Origin of the sequence: Actinomadura meridiana (assembly GCF_039537545.1) — a bacterium.
GTDB lineage: Bacteria > Actinomycetota > Actinomycetes > Streptosporangiales > Streptosporangiaceae > Spirillospora > Spirillospora meridiana.
The window spans coordinates 627,217-652,473 of sequence record NZ_BAABAS010000020.1 but is presented as its reverse complement, the minus strand read 5'-3'; the positions used below and the strand labels follow the sequence as shown (position 1 = coordinate 652,473).

The 25,257-nt window shown below is 68.7% G+C and carries 26 protein-coding genes and 2 pseudogenes; 15 read left to right on the top strand and 13 right to left on the bottom strand.

Annotated elements, in window-relative coordinates; genetic code table 11:
• Positions 1–5: 5 nt before the first annotated feature.
• The 5 genes and pseudogenes from ABD808_RS29170 to ABD808_RS29150 all read right to left on the bottom strand — a co-directional run.
• Positions 6–674, bottom strand: coding sequence for a TetR/AcrR family transcriptional regulator (locus tag ABD808_RS29170; protein ID WP_344903147.1), 669 nt, complete (start codon positions 672–674; stop codon positions 6–8).
• Between the two features lie 63 nt (positions 675–737).
• A complete protein-coding gene (locus tag ABD808_RS29165; RefSeq protein WP_344903144.1) occupies positions 738–1,802 on the bottom strand; it encodes an aspartate-semialdehyde dehydrogenase in 1,065 nt (354 codons plus the stop codon).
• Between the two features lie 130 nt (positions 1,803–1,932).
• Positions 1,933–3,207, bottom strand: coding sequence for an aspartate kinase (locus tag ABD808_RS29160; RefSeq protein WP_344903141.1), 1,275 nt, complete (start codon positions 3,205–3,207; stop codon positions 1,933–1,935).
• A 70-nt stretch (positions 3,208–3,277) separates the two neighbouring features.
• Positions 3,278–4,135, bottom strand: coding sequence for an LLM class flavin-dependent oxidoreductase (locus ABD808_RS29155; protein ID WP_344903138.1), 858 nt, complete (start codon positions 4,133–4,135; stop codon positions 3,278–3,280).
• 41 nt (positions 4,136–4,176) lie between these two features.
• A pseudogene (locus ABD808_RS29150) lies at positions 4,177–4,281 on the bottom strand (AraC family transcriptional regulator); the annotation flags it as partial.
• On the opposite strand from ABD808_RS29150, the gene ABD808_RS29145 reads away from it, so the two are divergent.
• On the top strand, positions 4,282–4,599 hold the full coding sequence (locus ABD808_RS29145; protein WP_344903573.1) for a hypothetical protein: 318 nt from the start codon (positions 4,282–4,284) through the stop codon (positions 4,597–4,599). It begins immediately after the preceding pseudogene.
• A 40-nt stretch (positions 4,600–4,639) separates the two neighbouring features.
• Positions 4,640–5,098: a DUF6879 family protein gene (locus tag ABD808_RS29140; protein WP_344903134.1), complete on the top strand. Its 459-nt coding sequence runs from the start codon at positions 4,640–4,642 to the stop codon at positions 5,096–5,098.
• 200 nt (positions 5,099–5,298) lie between these two features.
• Here ABD808_RS29140 and ABD808_RS29135 read toward each other — a convergent pair whose 3' ends face one another.
• Positions 5,299–6,648 (bottom strand): NsdA family TPR-like regulatory protein, encoded by a 1,350-nt coding sequence (locus tag ABD808_RS29135; RefSeq protein WP_344903131.1) that lies wholly within the window; start codon positions 6,646–6,648, stop codon positions 5,299–5,301.
• Between the two features lie 109 nt (positions 6,649–6,757).
• Between ABD808_RS29135 and ABD808_RS29130 the strand changes: the two genes are divergently transcribed.
• From ABD808_RS29130 to ABD808_RS29110, 5 genes are all read left to right on the top strand, one after another.
• On the top strand, positions 6,758–6,937 hold the full coding sequence (locus tag ABD808_RS29130; RefSeq protein WP_344903128.1) for a hypothetical protein: 180 nt from the start codon (positions 6,758–6,760) through the stop codon (positions 6,935–6,937).
• Between the two features lie 117 nt (positions 6,938–7,054).
• Positions 7,055–10,072: a lantibiotic dehydratase gene (locus tag ABD808_RS29125; protein WP_344903549.1), complete on the top strand. Its 3,018-nt coding sequence runs from the start codon at positions 7,055–7,057 to the stop codon at positions 10,070–10,072.
• Entirely contained in the window at positions 10,069–11,361 is a 1,293-nt protein-coding gene (locus ABD808_RS29120) for a lanthionine synthetase C family protein (RefSeq protein ID WP_344903125.1), read from the top strand. Before ABD808_RS29125 ends, ABD808_RS29120 begins: the two co-directional genes overlap by 4 nt.
• Positions 11,358–13,439 carry a methyltransferase, FxLD system gene (fxlM, locus tag ABD808_RS29115; protein WP_344903123.1) on the top strand — a complete coding sequence of 694 codons (2,082 nt, stop codon included), beginning with the start codon at positions 11,358–11,360 and terminating at the stop codon, positions 13,437–13,439. Before ABD808_RS29120 ends, fxlM begins: the two co-directional genes overlap by 4 nt.
• A 19-nt stretch (positions 13,440–13,458) precedes the next feature.
• The gene (locus tag ABD808_RS29110; protein ID WP_344903119.1) at positions 13,459–14,595 is read left to right on the top strand and encodes a hypothetical protein; all 1,137 of its coding nucleotides are present in this window, start codon (positions 13,459–13,461) and stop codon (positions 14,593–14,595) included.
• Positions 14,596–14,651: 56 nt separating this feature from the next.
• Here the strand turns inward: ABD808_RS29110 and ABD808_RS29105 are convergent, their stop codons facing one another.
• Complete coding sequence (locus ABD808_RS29105; protein WP_344903115.1) at positions 14,652–14,837, bottom strand: DUF397 domain-containing protein; 186 nt, start codon at positions 14,835–14,837, stop codon at positions 14,652–14,654.
• Positions 14,834–15,646 (bottom strand): helix-turn-helix domain-containing protein, encoded by an 813-nt coding sequence (locus ABD808_RS29100; RefSeq protein ID WP_344903112.1) that lies wholly within the window; start codon positions 15,644–15,646, stop codon positions 14,834–14,836. Before ABD808_RS29100 ends, ABD808_RS29105 begins: the two co-directional genes overlap by 4 nt.
• 154 nt (positions 15,647–15,800) lie before the next feature.
• Between ABD808_RS29100 and ABD808_RS29095 the strand changes: the two genes are divergently transcribed.
• Complete coding sequence (locus tag ABD808_RS29095; RefSeq protein WP_344903546.1) at positions 15,801–16,250, top strand: ATP-binding protein; 450 nt, start codon at positions 15,801–15,803, stop codon at positions 16,248–16,250.
• A 139-nt stretch (positions 16,251–16,389) separates the two neighbouring features.
• Here the strand turns inward: ABD808_RS29095 and ABD808_RS29090 are convergent, their stop codons facing one another.
• Positions 16,390–17,325, bottom strand: a complete 936-nt coding sequence (locus ABD808_RS29090) for an AraC family transcriptional regulator (protein ID WP_344903109.1) — start codon at positions 17,323–17,325, stop codon at positions 16,390–16,392.
• Between the two features lie 84 nt (positions 17,326–17,409).
• On the opposite strand from ABD808_RS29090, the gene ABD808_RS29085 reads away from it, so the two are divergent.
• Positions 17,410–18,246: an SDR family oxidoreductase gene (locus tag ABD808_RS29085; protein ID WP_344903106.1), complete on the top strand. Its 837-nt coding sequence runs from the start codon at positions 17,410–17,412 to the stop codon at positions 18,244–18,246.
• 63 nt (positions 18,247–18,309) lie between these two features.
• On the opposite strand, the gene ABD808_RS29080 is transcribed toward ABD808_RS29085, so the two are convergent.
• On the bottom strand, positions 18,310–19,095 hold the full coding sequence (locus tag ABD808_RS29080; protein ID WP_344903103.1) for a helix-turn-helix domain-containing protein: 786 nt from the start codon (positions 19,093–19,095) through the stop codon (positions 18,310–18,312).
• 85 nt (positions 19,096–19,180) lie between these two features.
• Between ABD808_RS29080 and ABD808_RS29075 the strand changes: the two genes are divergently transcribed.
• The 3 genes from ABD808_RS29075 (at position 19,181) to ABD808_RS29065 (ending at position 21,236) form a co-directional block, all read left to right on the top strand.
• The gene (locus ABD808_RS29075; RefSeq protein WP_344903100.1) at positions 19,181–19,615 is read left to right on the top strand and encodes a hypothetical protein; all 435 of its coding nucleotides are present in this window, start codon (positions 19,181–19,183) and stop codon (positions 19,613–19,615) included.
• 78 nt (positions 19,616–19,693) lie between these two features.
• Entirely contained in the window at positions 19,694–20,695 is a 1,002-nt protein-coding gene (locus ABD808_RS29070; protein WP_344903096.1) for a zinc-binding dehydrogenase, read from the top strand.
• Between the two features lie 13 nt (positions 20,696–20,708).
• The gene (locus ABD808_RS29065) at positions 20,709–21,236 is read left to right on the top strand and encodes a helix-turn-helix domain-containing protein (protein ID WP_344903093.1); all 528 of its coding nucleotides are present in this window, start codon (positions 20,709–20,711) and stop codon (positions 21,234–21,236) included.
• Here ABD808_RS29065 and ABD808_RS29060 read toward each other — a convergent pair.
• From ABD808_RS29060 to ABD808_RS29050, 3 genes are all read right to left on the bottom strand, one after another.
• Positions 21,223–21,705 carry a S1 family peptidase gene (locus ABD808_RS29060; protein ID WP_344903089.1) on the bottom strand — a complete coding sequence of 161 codons (483 nt, stop codon included), beginning with the start codon at positions 21,703–21,705 and terminating at the stop codon, positions 21,223–21,225. The two genes, ABD808_RS29065 and ABD808_RS29060, sit on opposite strands and share 14 nt — an antisense overlap.
• Positions 21,706–21,835: 130 nt before the next feature.
• On the bottom strand, positions 21,836–22,639 hold the full coding sequence (locus ABD808_RS29055) for an SDR family NAD(P)-dependent oxidoreductase (RefSeq protein ID WP_344903081.1): 804 nt from the start codon (positions 22,637–22,639) through the stop codon (positions 21,836–21,838).
• A 105-nt stretch (positions 22,640–22,744) separates the two neighbouring features.
• Positions 22,745–23,254, bottom strand: coding sequence for a cupin domain-containing protein (locus ABD808_RS29050; RefSeq protein ID WP_344903078.1), 510 nt, complete (start codon positions 23,252–23,254; stop codon positions 22,745–22,747).
• 26 nt (positions 23,255–23,280) lie between these two features.
• On the opposite strand from ABD808_RS29050, the gene ABD808_RS29045 reads away from it, so the two are divergent.
• From ABD808_RS29045 to ABD808_RS29035, 3 genes and pseudogenes are all read left to right on the top strand, one after another.
• Positions 23,281–24,447 (top strand): sensor histidine kinase, encoded by a 1,167-nt coding sequence (locus ABD808_RS29045; RefSeq protein WP_344903075.1) that lies wholly within the window; start codon positions 23,281–23,283, stop codon positions 24,445–24,447.
• A gap of 50 nt (positions 24,448–24,497) precedes the next feature.
• Positions 24,498–24,632: pseudogene (locus tag ABD808_RS38670) on the top strand (response regulator); the annotation flags it as partial.
• A gap of 55 nt (positions 24,633–24,687) precedes the next feature.
• Positions 24,688–25,068: a hypothetical protein gene (locus tag ABD808_RS29035; RefSeq protein ID WP_344903570.1), complete on the top strand. Its 381-nt coding sequence runs from the start codon at positions 24,688–24,690 to the stop codon at positions 25,066–25,068.
• The last annotated feature ends 189 nt before the right edge of the window (positions 25,069–25,257 follow it).

The following is a 25,257-nucleotide window of genomic DNA, read 5'->3' as shown; positions in this document are numbered from 1 at the left end:
CCGGGTCAGGCGCGGACTTCGCGGATGATGCCGACCAGTTCGCGGGTGACCGACTTGAAGCCCGGCATCCGCGACATCGACACCATCCGGTTGACGAGCGGGACCGTTCGTTCCACGAGCAGGTACGTCTTGCGGCAGCCCGGCGAGCTGTCGTGCACCCAGTACAGGACGATGCCCATCGAGTAGATCCACAGCAGTTCGGGCAGCTCGGCCCGGAACTCCTTGTCGATCTTCAGGTCGGAGCCGTCCACGACCTCGCGGTAGATCGCGACCGCCGACTCGCGGGCCGGGCCGGACTCGGCGCTGAACGGGTTGAGCGGGCTGGTCGGCTCGGCCGCGAACTTGAAGAACTTCCCGGCGAACTCGTGGTACGGGATCATCGTGTCGACCCGGGCCTTCAGCACGCCGAGCAGCCGGGGCGCGAACGCGGTCTCCGCGTCCAGGACGGCGCGGCAGGCGGCGACGTGCTCGTCCTGCAACTCGTCGTAGTAGGCCTGGATCAGCTCTTCCTTGGACCCGAAGTAGTAGTAGGCGTTGCCGACCGAGACGCCCGCCTCCTTGGCGATCGCGCGCATCGTGGTCGACTCGTATCCGCGTTCCCTGAACAGCCGCAGCGCCGTCACGACGATCAGGGACCGTGTCTGCTCGGACTTCACGGCCTTCGTCTCGGTCACGCCTGCCACCCTACGACTCCGTCCCGCCGAACCGCTCCCACCGGGACGGCGCGGACGCCCACCTCAGCCCGCGCGTTCGGCGGCGACGAGCTCGGCGATCTGCGCGGTGTTGAGGGCGGCGCCCTTGCGCAGGTTGTCGCCGCACAGGAACAGGTCGAGCGCGTGCGGATCGTCGAGCGAGCGGCGCACCCGGCCCGCCCAGATCGGGTCGGTGCCGACGACGTCGGACGGCGTCGGGAACTCGTGCGTCTCCGGGCTGTCGCACAGCACCACCCCGGGGGACCGCGCGAGGACGTCCTGTGCCTCCCGCTGCTCCACCCGCTCCTGGAACACGGCGTGGACGGCCACCGAATGCGCGGTCACCACCGGGACGCGCACGCAGGTCGCCGCCACCTTCAGCTGCGGCAGCCCGAGGATCTCGCGGGTCTCGTCGCGGACGGCCATCTCGCCGGACGTCCAGCCCGCCGACGCGTGCGCGCCCGTCCAGGGCACGACGTTCAGCGCGAGCGGCGCCGGGAACGGTCCGAGATCGCCGACCACGCCGCGGATGTCGCCCGCGCGGTTGCCGAGGGCGCGGTCACCGCCGACCTTCTCCAGCTGCGCGTACAGGGTGTCAACGCCGTCGCGGCCCGCCGCCGACGCCGCCTCGTAGGACGCGACGACCAGTTCACGCAGCCCGTACCGTCCGTGCAGCGCGCCCAGTGCGACGATCATCGACAGGGTCGTGCAGCCGGGGCTCGCGACGATGCCGCGCGGCCGCTCCCGCACCTGGTCGGGGTTCACCTCGGGGACGATCAGCGGAACGTCCGGGCCCAGCCGGAACGCGCCGGACCCGTCGACGACCACGGCGCCGCGCTCCACCGCGACCGGCGCCCATTCCGCGGCGACCCGGGCCGGGACTGCGAACGCCGCGATGTCGACGCCGTCGAACGCCTCGGGGGTCAGCGCCACGGTCTCCGCCCACCGGCCCCTGACCCGCAACGTCCGCCCGGCGGACTCCTTCGAGCCGACGAGCCGGATCTCCCCGTACACGTCGCGCCGGGTGGACAGCAGGTCGAGCAGTACGGCACCGACCGCCCCGGTCGCACCGACGACCGCGAGGGTGGGCAGCCCGGAAGTCGAGTCCATCGTCGCACTCACATCCTCTGAACTACCGTCGCCTACGGCCGGTTCCCGGACGGGATGCTGCCACCGTCCGGGACACGGGGATGCGTCACGTGACGCGCCCGCGTAACGCGCCCGCGAGGCGTGCGGCGGCTCAGCGGCCGGTGCCCCCGTAGACGACGGCCTCGACCTGCTCGGCGTCCAGGTCGAACGCCCCGTGCGCGGCGGCGACGGCGGTGTCGAGGTCGTCCTGCGCGACGACGACGGAGATGCGGATCTCCGACGTGGAGATCATCTCGATGTTGATCCCGGCGTCGGCGATCGCGCCGAACAGCGTCGCGGTGACGCCGGGGTGCGAGCGCATCCCCGCGCCGATCAGCGACACCTTGCCGATCCGGTCGTCGTAGCGGAGCGAGTCGAACCCGATCCGCTCCTTCAGCTTGTTGAGCGCGGTCAGCGCGCTCTGCCCGTCGGTGGACGGCAGCGTGAACGAGATGTCGGTGCGCCCCGTCGACGCCGCCGACACGTTCTGCACGATCATGTCGATGTTGATCTCGGCCTCGGACAGCACCGTGAAGATCGTGGCGGCCTCACCCGGCTTGTCCGGCACCCCCACCACGGTGATCTTCGCCTCGCTCCGGTCGTGCGCGACACCGGAGATGATCGCCTGCTCCATGTCCTGTCCTTCGATCTCGCTGCTGTCGACGACCCACGTGCCCACCTTCTGACTGAACGAGGACCGCACATGGATCGGGATGTTGTAGCGGCGCGCGTACTCCACGCAGCGCAGATGCAGGATCTTCGCCCCGCTCGCCGCCATCTCCAGCATCTCCTCGTAGGAGATCTTCGGGATCTTGCGTGCGGCGGGCACGATGCGCGGGTCGGCGGTGAAGACCCCGTCCACGTCGGAGTAGATCTCGCACACGTCGGCGTCGAGCGCGGCCGCGAGCGCGACCGCCGTGGTGTCGGACCCGCCGCGGCCGAGCGTCGTGATGTCCTTGGTGCCCTGCGAGACGCCCTGGAAACCGGCGACGATGCAGATCGAGCCCTCGTCCAGCGCGGTGCGGATCCGGCCCGGCGTCACGTCGATGATCTTGGCGCGGCCATGCGAGCCGTCGGTGATCACCCCGGCCTGGGAGCCGGTGAACGAACGGGCCTCGTGGCCCAGGTTCGCGATGGCCATGGCCAGCAGCGCCATGGAGATCCGCTCGCCGGCGGTGAGCAGCATGTCCAGTTCGCGTCCCGGGGGCAGCGGGCTGACCTGTTTGGCCATGTCGATGAGGTCGTCCGTCGTGTCGCCCATGGCGGACACCACGACGACGACGTCGTTGCCCGCCTTCTTCGTCGCGACGATGCGCTGGGCGACCCGCTTGACGCCGTCGGCGTCGGCGACGGAGGAGCCACCGTACTTCTGCACGACAAGGGCCACGGGCGGCGCTCCTCGGCTCGGGGTCAGGCGTACCGGACGAGTCTACCGAGCCCGACATGATGGATTACGACTAGGTAACTACCGGTGGGCCCTGTTCGACCCGCCGGAGCACGGCGTCGAAACTGTCGACACCGTCGCCGTCGATGCGCTGGCGCTCGTCCCACCAGGTGGCCCCGGCGTCCCGCAACGGCCCGAGCAGGTCACCTCCGGCGGCGCCCGCCGGGCTCGCGCCACCGACGACGATCTCGAACGGCGCGTCACCCTCGCGGTGCTGCCGGACGTATCCGACGAGCTCCCGGACCTCATCGACGGATGGGGCATACCCATGCGAACCGTTCCCGAACAGGGGGACGGCGCCGTCCCACCTGGCGGCCCGCCGCATCGGACGGCGGTTCGGCCAGAACCCCGCGATCCACACCGGCGGACGGGGACGCTGCACGGTCGCGGGCAGCAACGCCACATCGTCGACCTGGTAGTGCGTCCCGTGATGGGTCACCGGGTCTCCCGTCCAGAAACGGGCGAGAAGCTCAAGCCCCTCGTCCAACCGTTCGGCAAGCACGACCCGGTCAGTCGGCTCACCGAACGCGCCGTACTCGTCGGCGACGGGCCCGCCCAGTCCCGCGCCGAAGATCACCCGTCCGCCGCTCACCGCGTCGAGCGTGGCGACCTGCCGGGCGAGCTGCTGCGGCCTGCGCCGTGGCACCGGCGTGACCAGGGTGCCGAGCTTGATCCGGGTGGTCGCCAGCGCGGCCCCCGTCAGCAGCATCCACGGATCACCGAAAATCTTGCGTTCGATCTTGTCGTGGACGACGTGGTCCCAGACGAACAGCGCGTCCCACCCGGCGTCCTCCGCCGCCGACGCGATCCGCGCCACGGTCCGGACGTCGGCGAAGTCCCCGAAGTTCGGGATGTTGATCGAGAATCGCACCCGGCCATGCTGCCTCCCGGCGCGGGCCATCTCAAGCTCATTTACGCGGCGCCCGCCCGGCGGCGCCGCACCGAGGGGCTGACGCCGTGGGCCCGTTTGAACGCGGCGCTGAACGCGAACGCGTCCTCGTAGCCGACCCCGCGGGCGTGGCCACCTTGGCATACACCGCTTCGCAGCGCGATGGTTATGTCTGCAAGCCCGTGCACAGCCCCGATCTGAAGGCGATCATGGCCTTAGAGTTCCTCGGCGGAGACCCCGAGTCTGACGACGGCGGGTCCCCGACCGTATGGCGCGATCCCGAGACCGGCGACTACCTTCTCAGAGGCTGGATCATCACCGACCACACGGCTCTCGCCGAGGTCGGCGAGAACCCACCCGGAGAGATCACCATGCGGTTCCCACAACGCATGATGCAGTTCTTCCCGAAGGTGAAGGGTGACGGTCGCGGCCCCGACGTACGCTGAGCTGCTCAGCTCGGCAACTGAGCGTGCCGTACATCTCGAGATGCGTGACGTCTACATGGTGGATTCGGAGCAGAGCCGGATCGCTGCATGGAAGGGCGGACATCGCCACGACCCAGCTGACCGTGAGTCGTGGTGGCGACCTTGGCTGGACCTGATCGTGGCGACGGTGGCGCGAGGAGTGACCGTGCGCCGTGCTCGGGTGGTTTCCGAGCCGCTGAGCGAGTACTTGCGGTACTCACACTCGTACGCCTTCACCAACGTCGCGGCAGGAGAAGAGCTCCGCTGGCTTGCTCGGCGACGCGCGTCTGACCTGGCGTTGCCGGGAAACGACTTCTGGTTGGTGGACGACCGCCTTGTGCTGTTCAACCATTTTGACGGTGATGGGCGCCCGACCGGGACGGAGATGACCAAGGACGCGGATGTCGCGAAACTGTGCGCTTCAGCGTTCGATGCCGTCTGGGAACGCGGGATCGACCATGCGACCTACAGGCCCTCGTGACCCGTTGCCCGCATCGTGACGACTTCGCCGTCGTCCAGCGTCCAGCGGGCTCGTCGCGACCTCGCAGACGGCTTGCGCGAGATCCGGCTCGACGCCGGGCTCACCGCCCGCGAGGTCGCGCGAGCCTGCGGCTGGCATGATCGCAGAATGGTCTCAGAGCGGTCGCCAGAGGGATTCGGTCAGCGGCCGTTTCAAGCGAGTCAGGCTGGCCTTGCTAGACGAGGTTCCATGGCACGGCCCCGGTCGTAGAGATCCCGTGCGTGTGCGTTGCGCGTGAATGTTGCCAGCGAGGTCATCATGGTGCGGTATCGGTCGTCGCATCGTCCGGATTGGACGCTCGGGAAGTCGTCAAGCATCAGGTTCCAGTCGGTGCAGGCTTCCTCTAGACGACCGATCTCAAGTTTGCGTTCAGCGAGCGTGCCGAGGCGATGGACTTTGGTTCGCCGATAGATATCGTGGCGAAGTCGGTCGGATTCTTCTAGGGCTGCGATGGAGGTTTTCGGGTCGCCGAGTTCGTAAAGGACCTGGCCAACGTGGTACTGCATTGAGGACGGGTCGTAGGAGCCGAATGCCTTGGCCCGGGATTCAGCTTGGTCCATGGCGGTCTGTGCTTCTTTCAGTTTGGCGAGTGCCAGAGCCCGGTCGCCGGTGGCGGCTGCCGCATGTGCCTGTTGGCCGGTGAGGAACGCGCGCATCCGGGGACCTGCTTGGGGCGAGGCTACTGAAGCTGCGTCGGCCAGTTCGAGCGCGGTCGCACCGTGGCCCAGGTCGACAGCCTGTACGGACATTCCGCGCAGGGTCGTGCAGTAGGTCAGGTGATCGCCCGCATACCCCGCCAGTTCGAGCGCCTTGACGTACCAGCGCTGAGACAGTCTGTCTTCGCGTTCGTCCATGGCCATATAGCCGGTGAGGTAGCAATGATCGGACGCTGCCGACAGCATCTGGATGCGGATGTCCTCGCGGGCGTCGGCCCTCAGGTAGGGCGCGACCGTGTTGACCATAAAAGCAGCGGCCATCGGCCGGACAGCTCGTCCTCCGAACTGGTCGTCGAGGGTGGAGAGTTGCTCGGTCATGGCGCGGACTGCATCAACCTCTGCCTGCCCGACGCGGGTATGTGGGTCGTAGCGCAGTCGGTCGAACCTCGCCGAGACCTCTGACCAGCCGGGGATCGCCAAGAGCGCCGAGTAGAAGCCCGCTCCCAGCACCGTCCTTCGAGTTGGATCCATGTCCGCGCTCCCGAGGTCGATCAGTGCTGCCACGATATCCGCGCCCATGTCCTGCACGGATTCAGCGGGCCCTAACCCCGCAGCCGCCAGCGTGACCGGGCGGCGGAGTCGTCGGGACAGGGCTTCACACACCAGAGGTCTGGCCGCGGATCGCGGCATGGTGCCCGCCATCCAGTGAGAAACCGCGGTCTTGTCATAGTGGAGAGCCATTCCGCTCTCCGCTCCGAGACGGTTCACGGCCCGAGCGAAGCTGTCGTTGGTCCAGTTCGCTTCGGCGACTAATGCGGCGAGGGCGGCATTTGGAGTGCGCGTACTGGCGGCCATGAGGACGGCTCCCGACTTTCAACCCGTTCAACCTTCGAGTCAGTCTGCACCCTTCAACCCAGGCGCGGTAGCGCCTTCACTGGGACTCGACCAACCATTGGAGGACACGATGTCGCTCACTGTTACCCCTCCCGTCCACGGCTCGACCGCTGACCTGGAGGGCCTCACCGAGCCGGACGAACTGCTCGCCGGGCTCGACATCACGGTCGTCGCGTCCGGGGCGGCGACGCTGTCGCGCAAATGCTCGACGGACAACGGGTGCGACACCCTCGCGGGTGGCGACTGCTGATCCGCCTTCCCGGTGGCCCGATCTACGTCGGGCCACCGGGACTGTCTGCCGGTCTTGGAACGGAAGGAGCGTGCGGTGCCATCCTCTGGGCGATGGTACGAACCCGTTGACGCCGCGATGTTCCGGGCGGCCATCGTCGACGTTGGCGTACCTGCGCTACCTTGGCCCGGCCCTGAGCAGGATGGCGGTGTCGAGGACTCGTGTCGGTGGATCTCTTCGACATGGGCTAACTCGACCGTTGCCAACGCTGTCACGGTCGCCAGCCCAAGCCTGGCGGCGCGGATCGAACGCATCAGCGCCGGCGACCGTTCGCAGCCCGCTCGGATCAGACGTACCGCATTGGCTCTTGCCCGATACCTCGTACGAATGCGAGGCCGTTCCACACCCTTTGGCCTCTTCGCCGGCGTCGCTCCGCTTCAGTGGGGCGCCGAAGTCGTGGCGTGCTGGGAGCCGGACCAACTCCAGGTCCGGACGAAGGCTCATGCGGTTTGGCTTGCCTTGATCATCAGGGAGCTCGAAGCCAACGGCGCGCTTCTGCGCCGCCTGCGTGTTGTGGTGAACGATCTGGCCTTTGAACGTGGCGACAGGCTGGTCGTGCCCTGGCAGCCTCACGCTGCTGATCCGACTCGGCCACCGGCGGCTGAGGTTTCCTTACATCTGACGGCCGCCGCGCGGCTGGTGCTCGGGCTGGTAAGAACTCCCATTGCCGTCGCCGAGCTGATCGACAAGGTCAGGGTTGAGCTGGAGGTCTCGGCCGAGGCGGTCCAATCGGTGGTGAGCCGGTTCGTCTCCAACGGGATCCTCATCACCGATCTGAGACCTCCATCGACGTGCCAAGACGGTCTGGCCCATCTGAGGCGCGGACTTCTCGAAGCGAACGCCTCTGCCATTTCTGGGTTGCGGCCGTTGTTGGCGGAGCTGCGGCAGATCGCCGAGGAACTCGACTGCGGCCGGATCACGACCGGTACGAAGATGCGGGATTTGGCCGAGGTTGAGCATCCGGTGTCGGTCGATGTCCGCGTCGGCGCCACGATGGTACTGCCGCGCCAGGTCGCCGTCGAAGCGGCGAACGCTGCCACGGCGCTTGTCTGCCTGTCCCCCCACCCCGACGGCGATCCCGGCTGGAAGGCATATCACGAGCGCTTCATGGCGCGGTTCGGAGCGAACGCGGCCGTCCCGCTTACCCTGCTGGTCGACCCGGTCGCGGGGATCGGCTACCCCGACCATTTCACCGCGCCCACCGAGGACCTCCCTCGGGAGTTGAGCGTTCGGGATACCCGGTTGCTCGCGCTCGCCCAGCAAGCAGCGTTGGAGGGCTCTCACGAAGTCGTGCTCGACGAGGGCTTCTTAGCGAGCCTTCGCGAAGGGTCCGAGATTCTGAGGATTCCGCCGCATCTGGAGTTGTTCACCCAGCTCTGGGCACCGAGCCTCTCCGCCGTCGAGCAGGACGACTTCCGGCTTGTGGTGTCTGGGATCGCCCGGACCGGGACGGCTCTGTCCGGGCGATTCATTGACCTGCTCCCGGAGGAAGATCAGCGGCATCGACGTGCCGTCTACGGTCGGCTTCCGACGTATGTGGAGGGGGCGGCTGCGGCGCACCTATCGTTTCCGCCTGTTCATCCGCACCTGGAGAATGTCGTTCGCGCTCCGCAGCTCTTGCCTCGGCTGGTGACGATGGCCGAGCACCGTCCTGAGGCCGATGACCGGTTCCGGTTGGATGACCTCGCGGTGACCGCCGACGCTCGGGGAATGTACCTGTTCTCCCGGTCGTCCGGGCAGGTCGTGGAACCCATGTTGGCGAACGCCGGCGCCCGCCACGTGATGCCGCCGATGGCACGGCTGCTGTTTGAGATTCCCCGCGCTCGGTTGGCCGCCTCTTCGCCGTTTGCCTGGGGAGCGGCCCGTTGTCTGCCGTTCCTGCCGCGCATCGTGTTCGGCCGTTCGATCTTGAGCACAGCCCGCTGGACGATCCCGTCGACGGCTCTTCCCGACCCTGACCTGGCGAAGGATCGGTGGCGCACGGAGTTCGACACGTTGCGAGGACGTCTTCGCCTCCCCGGCACGATCAGCGTCGGCGACTCCGACCTCCGGCTCCGCCTCAATCTCGACGACGCCATGGATCTCGCCGTTCTGCGCGACCACCTGGACCAAGCTCGCGCAGCCGGGAAGCCCCTTGTCATCGCCGAAGGCGCGACACCGGCTGATCACGGCTGGTTCGATGGCCGAGCGAACGAACTGATCATCCCTGTGGCCTCGAACCGCCCGACCGCGCCCACGCCCACGATCCTGACCCGTCAACGCCCACCTGCCCTCATGGGGCCGCGCCGTGGTGTTCTCCCCGGTGCCGGCCACCTGCTGATGGCGAAGCTCTACACCGACCCCGCGTTGATGGACACGGTCCTCGTGCACAAGCTTCCCGACCTGCTCAGCCAGTGGCCGGTACCGCCCTCATGGTGGTTCGTCCGCTACCGAGACCCCGAACCTCACCTTCGGATCCGGATCCACACCGACGACCAGACCAGCGCCTTCGCCAGAATCAGCGCGTGGGCCGTGCAGCTCCGCGATGGCGGTTTCATCCGAGTTCTCACCTTCAACACCCATCTGCCGGAGACGGCCCGATACGGAGAGGGCGCGATCCAGCATGCCGCCGAGGCACTGTTCGCCGCGGACTCAGCCGCAGCCCTGGCCCATCTCGCCGCCTTGGACGCAGACCGTTCCATTCCGCCGCAGGCGCTCCTCGCCGCGAGCATGGTCGATCTCACCAGCCATCTGGTCGGCGGCGTCGAGGCCGGGGCACGGTGGCTGATCGACCACCCCTACCGCTCTGCCCGTGACCGACCCGACCGGAACGTCGCTGCCTTGGCTGTCCGGCTCAGCCAGCCTGGTGCGATCGCCGCTCTCAAGGGCGGCAGACTCATCGCTAACGCTTGGGCGAACCGCGCGCACGCGGCTGCCGCGTACCGCCACCATCTGGACGGCGAAGCGCTCAAGGTGGAAGAGACGATCGTGCCGCTGACGCACATGCTCCACATCCGCTGTGCTGGGATCAACCTGGCCGGCGAACGGCTCTGCCGTCGGCTGGCTCGCGCCGCCGCGCTCGCCTGGATCTCCCGAACCCCAGCAGGTGAACGGTGAGCGGCCTTCTCGATCTCGTCCACCCGCTCCCGCTCGATCAGGGATCGGCACGTGACCTCTCGGCCCGACTCGCCGACACTCTGGCCGTCCCTCCACCCCACCCCGACCTCGCCGGCATCGACCCCGACAGCCCGCGCTGGGACGGGCAGTCCCTGTCATGTGGGCACCCTGGGATCGCGATCTTGCACGGCACTCGCGCTCGCGACAATGTGAGCCCCTGGAGCAGAGCTGCGGCGTGGTTCGCCGCAGCCACCAAGGAACCACTCGCCGCAGCGGGCGGCGCGGGCCTTTGGCACGGAGCCCCCGCCCTCGGCTTCGCTCTTCACGCCGCGGCCCTACCTGAGCACGCCGCTCACCTCCTGAAGCAGCTCGACCATGTCGTCACCGAGATGGTGCAGCGGCAGCTCGGCGATGCAGCCAAGAGGATGGCCGCCTCACTCAGGCCCGTGCCCGGAGAGTTCGACCTCGTCCGCGGGCTCACCGGGTTGGGTGCCTACCTCCTCGCCCGAGACCCCTCCTATCCGGCTCTCCGAGACGTTCTCGCCTGCCTCGTCCGCCTGACCGTACCGATTCCAGCCGCCGATGCCGCCGGGACAGAAGTGCCCGGCTGGTGGACCCTCCACATGCCTGTGGGAAAGCCCGTGGAGCTCTTCGCTGACGGCTACTCCGACCAGGGCATGGCCCACGGCATCAGCGGGCCCCTTGCCCTCCTTTCCCTCGCGTACCGCGCCAGGGTCATCGTCCCCGGCCAGGCCGAGGCCATCGCGACGATCACCAGCTGGCTCGACCGGGTGCAGCAAGTAGATGAGGCCGGACCCTGGTGGCCGGAACGCCTCACCCTCACCGACCTGCGCACCCAAAGATCTCACCAGGACGGACCGGCCCGGCCGTCCTGGTGCTACGGCACCCCCGGTATCGCCCGTGCACTCCAGCTTGCCGCACTCGCCCAAGGCGACAGCCGCCGCCAACGCCACGCCGAACACGCACTCCTGGCCTGCGTCACCGATCATCACCAACTCGACCGGCTCGCTGACCTGACCCTGTGCCACGGCTGGTCGGGACTGATCACCACCGTCTGGACGGCGACCACCGACAGCCTCTCGCCGATGCTCGGACTCCAGCTCAGTGCCCTCATCACTGCTGCCGGAAACCGATCTCTCCCCGTGCCCGAGCGGCCAGGGCTGATCGACGGGACCGCTGGCCTCGCCCTCACCCAGCACAGCATCGCCACCGGCAGGCTCGGGCCCTGGACAAACTGCCTCCTGCTCACCGGAACGGAACCCACATGATCTCAACGCCCGAACCAGAAGACGACCAGGCAGACTGGCGTGAAGTCAGCGTCTGGTCCGGCGACTGGAAGGCGGCTGAACGCGCTGGCGTCGACACCATCGGCCCGCACCTGGTTGATCTGGAGGCCAGCGGGACCATCACCCTGTGGTGGTTCACCCGCAAGGGTCCCGAATGGCGCATCCGATACCTCCCGGCTGCCAACCGTGAGCAGAGTGCCAACGCCGCGATCGGCGAGGTCTGCGACAAGCTCGTCCAGGCGAGCGAATGCGTCCGCTGGGCTCACACGATCTACGAGCCGCCCGTCGCCGCGTTCGGAGGGAAGGAGTCGCTCACCGCCGCTCATGTCCTCTTCCACGCTGACAGCCGCCACGCCCTGGACCATCTCGCCGCAGGGCACGGCCACCACAGGGAGATCGGGCTTCTCTCCATCGCCGAACTCATGCGCTCAGCAGGACGCGACTGGTACGACCAGGGCCAGATCTGGAGTCTGCTCACCGAGGAACGCACCAGCCCGCCGCAACCTCCCTCCACGGCCGACATCGCAGCGGTCAGGCACCTGCTCACCGGAGATCCGTCCGCCGCGCCCGCAGTGACCAGAGCCCCGGCGGCATGGTTCACGGCCTTCCACAACACCGGAAAGCGGCTTTTCGACCTGGATCGGCACGGGATCCCTACCCGCGGCCTGAACGCCGTACTCGCCCAGCACGCCCTGTACGCATGGAATCGCCTCGGGCTTCCCGAACTGGTCCAGGGCGCCATGGTCGCAGCAGCCACCGCAGCCGTGCTCGAATCTGGGCGAGGCAAAAGAAGGGACACGAACAACGGGCGTCAGGAGGAGGCCATCGGTAACGTCGCCGTGGTGACTACCGACCTCAGCGCATCCGTCAGCCATGATCCAGCCCAGCTTCGCCAAGCGCTGGCCGACCGCATCCTCGGGCGCGGTACCTTCCGCACCGCGGCCGTCGAAGAGGCGTTCCGGACCGTCCCCCGCGAGCTCTTCCTCAACAGCGTGGACCTCGCCGAGGCGTACCGGCCGAGCCAGGTCGTGACGAAGCGCGCCGCTGACGGGACGGCGTTGTCGAGTGCCTCCGACCCCAACCTGGTGGCGACCATGGCCGAGGATCTGGATGTCCGGCCGAAGCAGAACATCCTGGAGATCGGGGCAGCCACCGGAATCAACGCGGGCATCCTGTCCCTGCTCACCGGCAAGGACGGCCACGTCACGACGATCGAGATCGACCAGGACCTTACGGACGGTGCTGCGGCAGCGCTCACCGAGGCCGGGTACGCCAACGTCACCGCTGTCTGCGGCGACGGTGCTCTCGGCTGGGTCGACCGCGCGCCCTACCAGCGCATCATCGCCACTGTCGGCGTATGGGACGTCTCCACAGCATGGTGGGACCAGCTCGACGCCTGCGGGCGCATGGTCGTGCCATTGCGCCTGCACGGCAGTGGCCTGACCCGCTCCCTCGCCCTCGATCTCCAGCCGGACGGCCGCCTGGTCAGCAGCTACGCCCGCGTCTGCGGATTCGTCCCCATGCGCGGAGCCGCCGCGCACGCCACCACCACGATCCCGCTCGCCGAGGGCGTCACACTCAACCTCGACGCCGCCGCCGACGCCGACCTCGAAGCGCTCGCGCAGGTCCTCACCCACCCCGCCGAGACACGCTGGATCGGTATCAACGTCACCGACCACGAAGCGGTCGAACACCTCGACCTCTGGCTCGCCACCCACGCACCCTGCTTCAGCCGCCTGTTGGCCGGACCCGCCGCCAGGACCTCCGGCACAGCCGACCCAGCGCTGCGGTGGGCGGGAGCCAGCCTCTACGACGGCGAGAGCCTGGCCTACATCGCCGCCCGCCAGCACGGTCCCGCTTCCAAGGAACTCGGCATCGTCGCCCACGGACCCGCCGGCCGTCGGCTCATCGACCAGTTCATCGACCTCCTGAGCGAATGGAACCACAATCGGCCCGCCCGCCCTGTCATCACCGCTCACCGCGCTGGTACCGCCGACGACCTGCTCGGGCCTGGCAGCCGCATCGAACGCCCCGACACCCGCCTGACCATCAACTGGTAGCCGCCTGAAGGGGGCGCCCATGGACACCAACCACGAAGAGCGGCGCCTCACTGCCCTGGCCGCGCGACGCTTCCCGCTGGTCGCGCGGCCAGGAGTCATCCCCCGACCGCTCACTATCCGAATCGAACAGATCGAATCCCGCGCGGCCCAAGCCCAGCAGGGCGGCCCGGACGCGGTGACGCGCGCGGCCGAAGCCCTCAACCTCGCCGCTCTCCTCGCCAGCGACGCCGGTGACCCAGAAAGAGCCCGCGCCCTCTGCTGGCGGCAATTCAACCAGTTAGCCGCCGCGACACCTTTCCAGGCGAGCAGCGCAAAACTCGCTCTCCAACCCCTGATCAACCTTGCACGGCTCCGCACCAGGGGCGGGGAAGGACGCCGGGCCTTCCAACTGCTCCACACGCTCTTCTCAGCCGTTACCCACCGGACGACGGCAGATCTCGACGGATGCACCGTTGATCTGAGCGCCCTCACCACCAGCGATCACGATCACCTCGAAATCCGCACCTGGCTGTGGCAGGTTCTTCTGGTTGACGGGACGCGAGCTCTCGTACGTGCTGGCGACTGGAACCGGGCACTCCAATACACCGAACAGCTCCACGGAATAGGACCCGACCTGAACGACGGCCGTCAGATCGCCATCCTCGCGCACGCCATCGAACACCGGCGCAACGAGGCATTCCGGCTTCTCCACGCGAGCGACGTCAGCGACCCGTGGGACGAGACCGTCGCTAGGTGCCTCACGATCTTCTGTCTACGCCTTGAAGGACGACAGACAGAGACCGAGACAGCACAGGTAGCCGAGCAGTTCCTCACCCTGAACGAGGATCCGGCGCTAATCACTGCCATAAGCAGGCTCGGCATGACCGTCCTGGACCTCAGCCAAGAACCGTCGGGATCATGCCACAGCCGCATCCTGGACCGTCTACTGGCGTTGGGAGGGTCTCCAGGAGGCACACAAGCAGCACGGGAGTTCCTACAACACCCAGCCGCAGCCCGCCTCCCTACGAAAGGTCAACAAGAGCTCGCCGAGGTTATTCGGGTCGCCGGCCTCGACGCCGAACTTCTCCCCGAACACCTTCACCATAGGTTGTCTGCCGCGGTGGACGTCTGCGCGATGGCGTTGGGTGGGCGCCATCGTTCGGCCTCCATGACCTGAACGGTGTGTTGCCTGGTGCGCGGAAGCGGGCGATGGGCCAGTTCCGCGCACCGGGGTCAGGGGGTCAGCTCGTCGCGCTTGATGCACATAATGAGCTGGGCGAAGCTTTCGACGGAGAGCGCCAAGTGTCCGATTCCGGGGTTCTTACTGTCCCTGATTCCGCGCCCCTGGGGAAGGTGCGCGACCTCTACGCACTCGTTGCCAGATGCATTGCTTCGGCTGGACTTACGCCATTCGATCACTGCATGGCCTCCATGATTCGTGTGATGTGACCACGTGAAGCGGACGCCGACAACGCTTCCGAGCCGATGAGGTCGAAGCGCCGTTCGAAGTCGGCCAGGCTCGCTGGGTCATGCGTCAGTCTGCCACCTGTGTTGGCTTCCGTGTAGGCCGAAGACCTGTTTCCACAGGTGAGGAGCGTGAACGAACCGTCCAATCCGATGTGTGCGCCAACGCTACGCGGCACCGTACGTAGGATGACGCTACGTTCGTGACTGAGTGCAATGAGATGAGCGAGTTGCTCCCTCATGACAGCGGGTCCACCGACAGGCTGATCAAGCACTGACTCGTTAATCAATAGGCGAAGCTCCGGCGGCTTATCCCGATGCAGTATCTCCTGACGGGCCATGCGTGCACTGACCGTCGCCTCGACGTCCTCAATGATCTGGCCGTTCTTCAGGAGGGCACGGGCGTAGTCCTCTGTCTGGAGTAGTCCAGGGATGATCGCGAGAGCCCAATAGGAGACACGGGACGCCTGCGCCTCTATCGGGGTGTACTGGGACCACCAGCCCGGATCGTGCTCTCGCTCCGCAAGGCGGCGAATACGGGCAAAGTGCCCGTAGGTGCGCCAAACCAGGTCGAGAGTTTCGGCGTGCTTAGAAGGCAGATTTTCCCGGGCCGATTCCCAGTTCGAAACTTGAGTTTTTGTCACTTTCAAGATCTCGCCCACAGCGGTCTGCGTCATGTTCCTCTCGACCCGCCATATCCGCAGGTCAGAGGCTAACCAGTGCCAATGGTTGTGGTCGGGGTCAAGATCGGTTCGAGCAGCCATCGCTGATCCAGAAAGTACAGATTATTGAGGTGAACGGTCTAACTGTATCCAACTGACGACAGTCTGTGAACTCGAATGCGAAAAGTCGAGTGCCATGGGCGAGGTTCGCCACGTGTAGGCGCGCGACAGGCCAGGCGAACAAGAGGTGAGCGAGATGGGCATCGAGGTCAGGCAGCCGAGCGGACTGGACGTCACCTGTCTGGCGGCGCGGACGGTTCCGGGGCAGGTACGGGCGATGGTGGGGTTGCGGTTGGCCGGGTGGGGGCTGGCCAGGCTTACCGATGACGTGGCCCTGATCGCGAGTGAGCTGGTCACGAACGCGTGGCGGCAAACACCGGATGGGGAGATCCGGGTGTCGTTCGCGCGGGAGGGCGGGGCGGTGCTGCTGTCGGTGTGGGACGGCTCGGACGCGCGGCCGGTGCGCAAGCGCGGGTTGGGAGTCGTGGCCGGTGACGCGAGTCCGGACGCCGAGGCGCTGAACCCGGGTCACGAGGAGGGCGTCAGCGGGCGGGGGCTGCCGATCGTGGAGGCGCTGTCCCTGGAGTGCGGGGTGACGCCGACCGAGCCGTACGGGAAGTGGGTGTGGTCGCGGATCGGCGTGTGACCGTCACGGGTGAGACGGGCGGTGAACGGGTTCGGGAAGGGGAAGGTCGGGATGCTTTCGCGAGCACGTCGAAAGCAGGGAATCTCGATCGAATACCGCGACCGTCGTGGTGCGTACCAGGAAGCAGAAGCAAGCGCCGTTACGACGCCCACGTCCGGCGGCGCCACGCGGAGGGGCTGACGCCGTGGGCCCGTTTGAACGCGGCGCTGAACGCGAACGCGTCCTCGTAGCCGACCCCGCGGGCCACGGCGGCGACAGTCCTGTCGGTGTCGCGGAGCAGGTCGGCGGCCAGTGTCATCCGCCAGCCGGTGAGGTAGGTCAGCGGCGGCTCGCCGACCAGGGCGGCGAAACGCGCGGCGAACGAGGCGCGGGACATGCCCACCGCCGCGGCCAGACCGGCGACCGTCCAGCGGCGGGCCGGGTCCTCGTGCATGCGGCGGAGCGCGGCGCCGATGGCGCGGTCGGCCATGGCCTGGTACCAGGCGGGCCCCGCCTCCGGCCTGGCGCACCACGCCCGCAACGCCAGGACGAGCACCAGGTCGAGCAGCCGCCCGAGGACGGCGTCCTGGCCGGGTTCGTCGCAGCCGACCTCGGCGGTGAGCAGGTCCAACGCCGCGCGGGTCCGCGACCCGGTGGGCACGACCGCGAGGGACGGGAGCAGTTCCAGGACGCGTCCGCCGACGGCGCCGCGCAGTTCGTACGCCCCACGGAGCATGACCGTGGCGCCCGGCAAACCGTCGCCGAAGGTGCGGGGTGCGAGGGCCCAGTCGCCGCACAACTCCTCATCGCTGCCGGGCAGGTACTTCCTTCCGCCCCGGATCAGGATCTGCGGCGGCGTGGCCGGATCGTCGGCGATCGTGTACTCGTCGACACCGCTGATCAGCGCGATGTCGCCCGCGTCCAGCGGCACCGCCTGGTCGTCGAGGCGGACGACCGAGCGGCCCTCGATCGCGGCCACGACCGAGAGCGGAGGCACCTCGGCGAACGTCACCGACCATGGCGGCTGCTGGATCAGCTGCCTGACCAGCGCGTTCTGGGCCCGGGCCCGGTGCAGCAGATCGGTGAGGACGTCCACACCGCCCCAATTTAGACGATCGCAAAGGTTTCATCGACGATTACCCATGGATCGTCTTGGCCGGCACGGGGTTTCCTGAACGGCATGACCAACGTCCTCATTCTCGGCGGCACCGGCAAGACCGGTCGCCGCGTCGCGCACCGCCTTCAGAGCAGGGGCGAGACGGTGCGCGCGGCGTCCCGCGGTTCCGACATTCGCTTCGACCTGGACGACCCCACGACCTGGAAGCCCGCACTCGACGGCGCCACCGCCGCCTACCTCGTGGACCCCGAGACCCGCCCGAACCCGGCCACGGACCCTCGCGAGCGCATCCCCCGCCTCGTGCCGGAGGCGGTCGACGCGGGCGTGCGGCGGCTGGTGCTGCTGTCGGCCCCGGGCGTCGAGTTCATGGACGACCACCCGCTCGCGGAGGTCGAACAGGCGGTACGCGACTCCGGCGTGGCCTGGACGATCCTGCGGCCCAGCTGGTTCTCGCAGAACTTCAGCGAGGCGTTCTTCCTGCCCGGCGTCCTCTCCGGGACCCTGTCCCTGCCCACGGGCGACGGCCGGACGCCGTTCATCGACGCCGAGGACATCGCCGACGTCGCCGCGTCCGCGCTCACCGACGACCGGCACGACGGCCAGATCTACGACCTGACGGGCCCCCGCGCGATCACCTTCGGCGAGGTCGCCGACCTCATCGGGAAGGCCACGGGACGCACCGTCCGCTACGAGGACGTCGACCCCCGCGCCTATGTCGAACGCCAGATCGCCGGTGGCGTCCCGCCCACGATCGCCGAGTGGTACACCCGCCTCTTCGCGACCATCCGCGACGGCACGGGCGAGGCGCCCACCGACGACGTGGAACGCGCGCTCGGCCGCGCCCCGAGGCGGTTCGAGGACTACGTCACCGAGACCGCCGCCGCCGGTCACTGGAACTGACCATCCGGGTCAGCCCCACCGCGCGAGGATCGCCGCCGACTCCGCTGGAACTGACCGACCAGGTCAGCTCCGCTGAGCGAGGATCGCCGCCGACTCGGCGTCGGCCGGGAGGAACGCTTCGAGGCGCAGCTCGGACAGCGTGACGTCGACGGCCGTCGCGAACGATGTCAACGTCGTGATGAGCCGCAGCTCGCCCTCCCCGACCCGGAGCCGCAGCGGCACGGCGAACCCGAGGTGGTCGGCGCCGGGTTCGACGTCCGGGACGTAACCGTCCAGTTCGGCGATGAACTCGTCCAGGGCCGGGTCTGGGCCGCCGCGCCCGGCCCGGTCGCGCAGGCTGCCGGTGATGTGGCGGCCCCATTCGACCAGGTTCACCACCCTGCGGGCCGTCCCGTCCGGATGGAGGGCGAGGCGCAGCACGTTGACCGGCGGCTCCAGCAGCGCGGGCGCCGCGCCCTCCGTCAGGACGTCGAAGGCCGAGTTCGCGGCGACCAGCTCCCCGTAGGGTCGGACGACGACCGCCGGATACGGCAGATGCCCGTCGAGAACGCGGTCCAGGGCCTCTCGCACCGGCCCGAGCTGCGGCGCGTCCAGGCTCGACTCGGCGTAGACGGGCGCGTAGCCACCGGCGAGCAGCAGTTCGTTGCGCTCCCGCAGCGACAGGCCGAGGGCCTCGGCGAGACGGACCACCATGGCGCGTCCGGGACGGGAGCGTCCCCGTTCGAGAAAGCTCAGGTGACGCTGGGTCGTGTCGGCCCTGATCGCCAGGTCGAGCTGGCTGACGCGGCGACGCGTCCGCCACCGCCGCAGCTCAGGACCGAAATGGCCGGACCCCGTCAACACCGTCATACCCCCATTCCAACCGGGTGTGCGCGCCGTCGCCATTCCCTCCAGGGAATCGCGCGGTCGCAGGCAGGGGCCAACACTGCTGCCCATGAGCGAATCATTTGATGCCAAGCAACTGGTCGACCGCTATATCGCGCAGTGGAACGAGGCCGACCCGGCGACGCGCGGCGGGCTCGTCCGCCAACTGTGGGCGGCCGATGGAATCCACGTCCTGGTCGACCCTCCTCAGGAGATGCGGGAGGCGGCCGCGGCCCTCGCTTTCCCCGTGCCCCCGCTGGAAGTTCGCGGCCACGAGGCACTGGACGCCAGGGTGACACGCGCCTACGACATGTTCATCGCGCCGGGGGAGCACGTCTTCGCGGGCGTCGGGGAGCCGCAGGTGCTCAGGTCCGACATCGTCGGTCTGCGCTGGGCGATGCTGGACCTCCGCACCCGGGAGAGGCTCGGCGGCGGCCTCGACGTCCTGTCGCTGGACGGCGACGGCCGTATCCGGACAGACCACCAGTTCATCGACATGAACTAAGCCGTGGGCTTGACTCTGACGCGTGGGTCAGCGATTAACGTCGCGAGGTCATAAAGGACCCACGCCAGGAGGACTCTGGTGCCCGCCACATCTCGCGAGGTTCGACTGGCCGTCCAGCCGGACGGCCTTCCCCTTCCGGAACACTTCGCCGTAGTCGAGACACCGACACCAGTCCCCGGAGACGGCGAAGTGCTCGTGCGGAACCGGTTCTTCCACGTCTTCCCCAGCATCCGGACGCTGATCGGCGGGGGCGTGAAGGACGCCCCGTTCCCGCCGCTGCGTCCCGACGACACCCTGTTCGGACCGGCGATCGGGGAGGTCGTCTCGGCCCCGTCCGACACGGACCTGCGGCCCGGCGACCTCGTCCACCACTGGCTCGGCTGGCGCGAATACGCCGCCGTACCCGCCGGGCAGTGGACGGCACTGGACGACTCGTTGCCCGACCCCGCCGCCCACCTGAGCTACGCGGAGGCCGCGTACACGGCGTTGGCGCGGGACGCGCGGGTCCGTCCGGGCGACACCGTGTTCGTCACCGGCGGCGCGGGCGGGGTCGGCTCGTTCGCGGGCCAGTTCGCCCGGCTGCTCGGCGCGAAACGGGTGATCGGCAGCACCGGCTCACCGGACAAGGCGAAACGGCTGGTGGACGAGCTGGGCTACGACGCCGCCGTCCTCCGGGGGACGCGGCCGATCGCCGACCAGCTCGCCGAGGCCGCGCCGGACGGCATCGACGTCCTGGTCGACAACGTCGGCGGGGACCAGCTCCGCGCCGCGATCACCCTCGCGCGTCCGGGCTCGCGGTTCTCCCTCGTCGGCGTGCTGGCGGGCCAGCTTTCACCGGACGACACCGGCACCACCGCCCCCGTGGAGATCGACGTCTTCCAGCTGATCGCCAAGGGGATCGAGCTGCGGGGATACCAGGGCGCCCCGGACCCCGAATGGGCGACGCGTCTCGGCGGATGGCTGCGCTCCGGCGAGATCGTCTTCCCGCATGTGCGCGTCGCGGGCATCGAGAACGCCCCGCGCGCGTTGCACGAACTGATCGGCGGAAAGCACTTCGGCACCGTCGTCGTCGAACTGTAGGCCGGGAGGACCCATGCGGATCAGCGACGCCGCGGCGGCGGCCGGGACGACGCCCCGGGCACTGCGGTTCTACGAACAGCGCGGTCTGCTGGCGCCGCCGTCCCGCACCACGGGCGGGCAACGGACCTACGACCAGCGCGACGTGCTGCGCGTCCGAACGATCCGCCGGTTGCTGTCCGCGGGCCTCACCATCGAGGACCTGCGCCACTGCGCCGACCTGCTCCACCATCTCGACGCGGACGCGCCGTCCACCGACGGATGCCGGACGGGTTCGGGCATCGCCGCGCGCCGCCTGGCCGCCCTGGACGCCGAGATAGCCCGCCTCACCGACCTGCGCGACCGCCTGGCCGCGCAGGTCGGCCTGACCACACAGGTCGGCTCGGCCGCGCAGGTCGGCTCGGCCGCGCAGGTCGGCTCGGCCACGCAGGTCGGCTCGGCCACGCAGGTCAGCTCGGCCACGCAGGTCAGCTCGGCCGCGCGGGTCGGCTCGGCCGCGCGGGTCGGGCTGGCCGACCCGGAGCCGCACCTCACTTCAGAGTGAGGCCCTGCGACTGGAGTGCCTCGTCCAGCGGCTGGAAGTACGACTGGTAGTTGGCGGTGCAGGACCCGGTGGTACCACCGGAGGTGATCCCGACGGCGGTGCTGCCGCTCTGCAACGAACCGCCGCTGTCGCCCGGCTGGGTGCAGGCGGTCGTCTCGATCATGCCGGTGACGGCGCCCTCCTGGTAGTTCACCGTCCGGTCGTAGCCCACGAGCCGCCCCGAGGTCGTCCCGGTCGTGGACCCCTTCTTCGTGACCTGGGCTCCGACGGCGGGACGCCCGACCTGGGTGAGCTGGGCATTGTCCAGTTGCACCTGCCCGGCGCCGCGGATCGTCCCGTAGTCATTACCGGGGAAGCTGCTGGCCTGCCGGGTGCCGACCGTCTGACCGTCCCGGGTCGTCCAGGTGGCGCCGATGTTGGTGCAGTGCCCGGCGGTCACCACGTGTTTGAGATGCGATCCGCGGTTCATTCTGGTCCACCTTTCGGGGGTTGGCGGGGGGTATCACGCGGCAGGTGGTATAAGGCCTCGTGATGGCAGCAACGTACGTCGCCGCAGTGCCAACGACCAGATTTCGATCCGTGTTTGAAATCTCAGCCCGTCAGATCTCCTTGAGAAATCCCGAGTCGACGGCGAAGTCCGCGCCGGTCGTGCTGGCGGAACGGGGCGAGGCCAGCAGCGCGACGACGTCCGCGACCTCCTGCGGCGTGGCGAGACGTCCGGTAGTGAGGTTCATCATTTCGGCGGCGCCACCGTCCAGCACCGCGTCACGGTCAGATCCGGTGGCCCCCGCGATAATGTCGGCCGCTCCGCCGTCCTCCGTCCACCAGGCCGTTCGCACGGGCCCCGGCGACACGGTGTTCACCCGGACGCCCTGCGGCCCATATTCCTCCGACAGCCCCTTCCCCAGGTTCGTCAGAGCCGCCTTGGCCGCGTTGTAGTCGTAATTCATCGGCCCGGGCCGCCGCGCATTCCCGGACGACACATTCACGATGGACGCCGCGTCGCTCCTCAGCAAGTGCGGAATTGCGGCCCGCACCATCCGAACAACGCCATGGACATTGAACTCGACCATGTCGCGCCAGTCATCATCGGTCAGCGTCATGAACCCGAACCGCGGCAACTCGGCCCCCGGCGGCGGCCCGCCCGCGTTGTTGACCAGGACATCGAGACCGCCGAACGCCTCCACACCCCGCTCCACGACCAGCGCGGGCGCGCCCGGCTCCATCAGATCCGCCGCCACATGCAGCAGGTTCGGCCCAGCGAGCGAGCCCAACTCCCCCGGCTTCCTGGACACCGCCACCACGCGGGCCCCCTCGTCCAGAAGGGTCCGCGTGACCGCGAGCCCGATTCCCTTGGACGCCCCGGTAACAAGGGCAACGCGCCCGGCAAGCCGCAAGTCCATGAGGTTTCCTCCCCAACGAGCGCCTCCTTCTTGGACGCGCTTCACCCCATGAACCCCACCAACCCCAACCCGGTTGCGCCCCGGGCTCAGTCGACGAAATAGGTGTCATGCTCGACGAAGAACCGGTTCCGCTCCTCCTCGCTGAGTTCGGCGATCGCGCCGACCCCCCTCGAAGTAGCCCTCCCGGGGCGCCCCCGGCACGAACAGCATCAGGAACGAGGCCGGGCCGTCCGAATCGTTCTTGATCGCATGCAGCCCACCCACCGGCGCGTACAGGAAGTCGCCCTTGGTGGCGTCGATCCAGCGCTCGCCGTCGAACAACGTCACCGTCCCGCCGGTCACGAAGAACGACTCGGACATCGTCTTGTGAAAGTGGGTCCCCGTCTCGGCCGCCGGCGGCAGACCAACCACGTTGTAGAGCCCGAACTCCCCGTCCGTCGCCGCACCATGCGCACGCCCGGTGACGGTCTCAGCGATTTCATGTTTAGCAAGATCATCTTGCGGATTCGCGATGGTTCGGCTCGTGGGTGGCGCGGGGCAGGGGTCGATCGGGGCGAGGCGGTTCTGCGAGGGTGTGGCCAGCGGCGGGATCCCTCGTGTGGGCGAGGTGAGCATGGCCGGGCCGGTCCGATACTGGGTGAATGTCGAATCGGTTCCGCGATTTCGGTCGTCACCGGACGCGTGTGGACGTGCTGGTCGCCGCGGCGGTCGCCGTCCCGGTGTTCGTGCCGCTCGTCGCCACGGCGCCGGAGGTGTCGCCGCTCGGCGTGGTGTTCAACCTCGGGACGGTCGTGCCGCTGGTGTGGCGGCGACGGGCGCCGTTCGCGGTCGCGTTGGTCGTGGCGTGCTTCGCCATGGCGGTGTCGGCCTATCACCGGCCGGGCCAGATGTTGCAGTACGGCGGGCTGGTGGCCATCTACACTCTGGCCGACCTGGGACGGCATCGCTGGCAGCGCTGGGGCTTCATCGCCGTGATCGTGGTTTCGATCCCGCCCGGCGCACTGCTGGTCAAGGGCAACGACGCGGGCGAGTTCATGTTCACGCTGCTCCTGCCCATGACAGCGTTCCTGCTCGGCACGCTGGCGCGGACCGCGCGGGAGCGGTCGAGCGCGCTGGTGGAACGGTCGGCGCAGCTCGAACGCGAACGGGAGGCGGAGGCGGCGCGGGCGGCGGCAGAGGAACGGTCCCGCATCGCCCGCGACATGCACGACGTGCTCGCGCACGCGGTCAGCATCATGGTCGTGCAGGCCGAGGCCGGTCCGGTGGTGGTCCGCACCGATCCCGACCAGGCCGAGCGGGCTTTCGACGCGATCGCCGACGCGGGCCGGGACGCGATGGCCCAGCTGCGCCGGATGCTGGGCGTCCTCAAAGAGGAGCAGGACTACGGCGTCCGCGCGCCCCAGCCGACCATCGGCGCGCTGCCCGACCTGGTCGAACACGTTGACCGTACCCAGGTCGAGGTACGGCTCACCGTCGAGGGCGTGAGCCGCGACCTTCCCCTCGACGCCGACCTGGCGGCGTACCGCATCGTGCAGGAGGCGCTCACCAACACGGTGAAGCACGCCAACGCGCGGACGGCCGAGGTCCGGCTGCGCTGGACCGACCACGAACTGGAGATCACGGTGACCGATGACGGGCAGGGCCACGACGGCACGGACACGGACTGGCGCCGAGGCGGCGACGGCCTCATCGGCATCCGCGAACGCGTCAACGCCTGCGGCGGTACGGCCGAGGCCGGTCCCCTGCCGGACGGCGGGTTCCGGGTCCTGGCGCGCCTTCCCTACCCGGCGGCGGCGGTGATCGCGTGATCCGGGTGGTGCTGGCGGACGACCAGGAACTCGTCCGCAGCGGCTTCGCGATGATCCTGGACGCCCAACCCGACATCGAAGTCGTGGCCGAGGCGGGCGACGGCGCCGCCGCGATCGCCGCCGTTAGAGAACACGATCCGGACGTCGTCCTGCTCGACATTCGCATGCCCGGCCTGGACGGCATCGAGGCCGCGAAGGTCGTGTGCGCCGAGACCCGCACCCGCGCGATCATGCTCACCGGTGATGTTCGTCCGCGTCGCGATCGTCGACATCGTCGTCGGCCTGCGAGCCGCGGACGCCGCCGAGAAGAGCACCCTGTCCGACCGCTACGCCGACGTCCCCGCCGTGCTCCCCCAGGCGGTCTACGACATCGGCCCGGCATTCTTCATGCTCGGACTGCTGGCCCTGCTGATCCAGTTCGCGATCGTCACCCCAGGCCGGAGATCAGTCGCCGCGCTGAGCCCCGTCCTGGTCGCCCTGGGCTTCGTCACCATCACGGCCAACCTGGATCTCCTCCCCGTCAGCGCGGCCCTGCTCTGGCTAGCCCTGGCCCTGGCCGCCCGCAACCAGAACACGCCCGCACCCGCACACGCCGCCCCCAAGACCCACGCCCCTGCCTGACCAGCCACGGCCCACGTGATCAGCAACCCCACCCCGGGAGGCGGACGGCGGCGAGTGGGGCGACCGAATGCGACATCAGCGCAAGGGCGGGCAGGAACGGGCGGTTTCGTCCTGCATTTCTGGCCGGATCGTGTCAGCTGATGGGAGGAATCAGATTCGGGTGCAAGGATGAAAGAAATTTTGTGATCG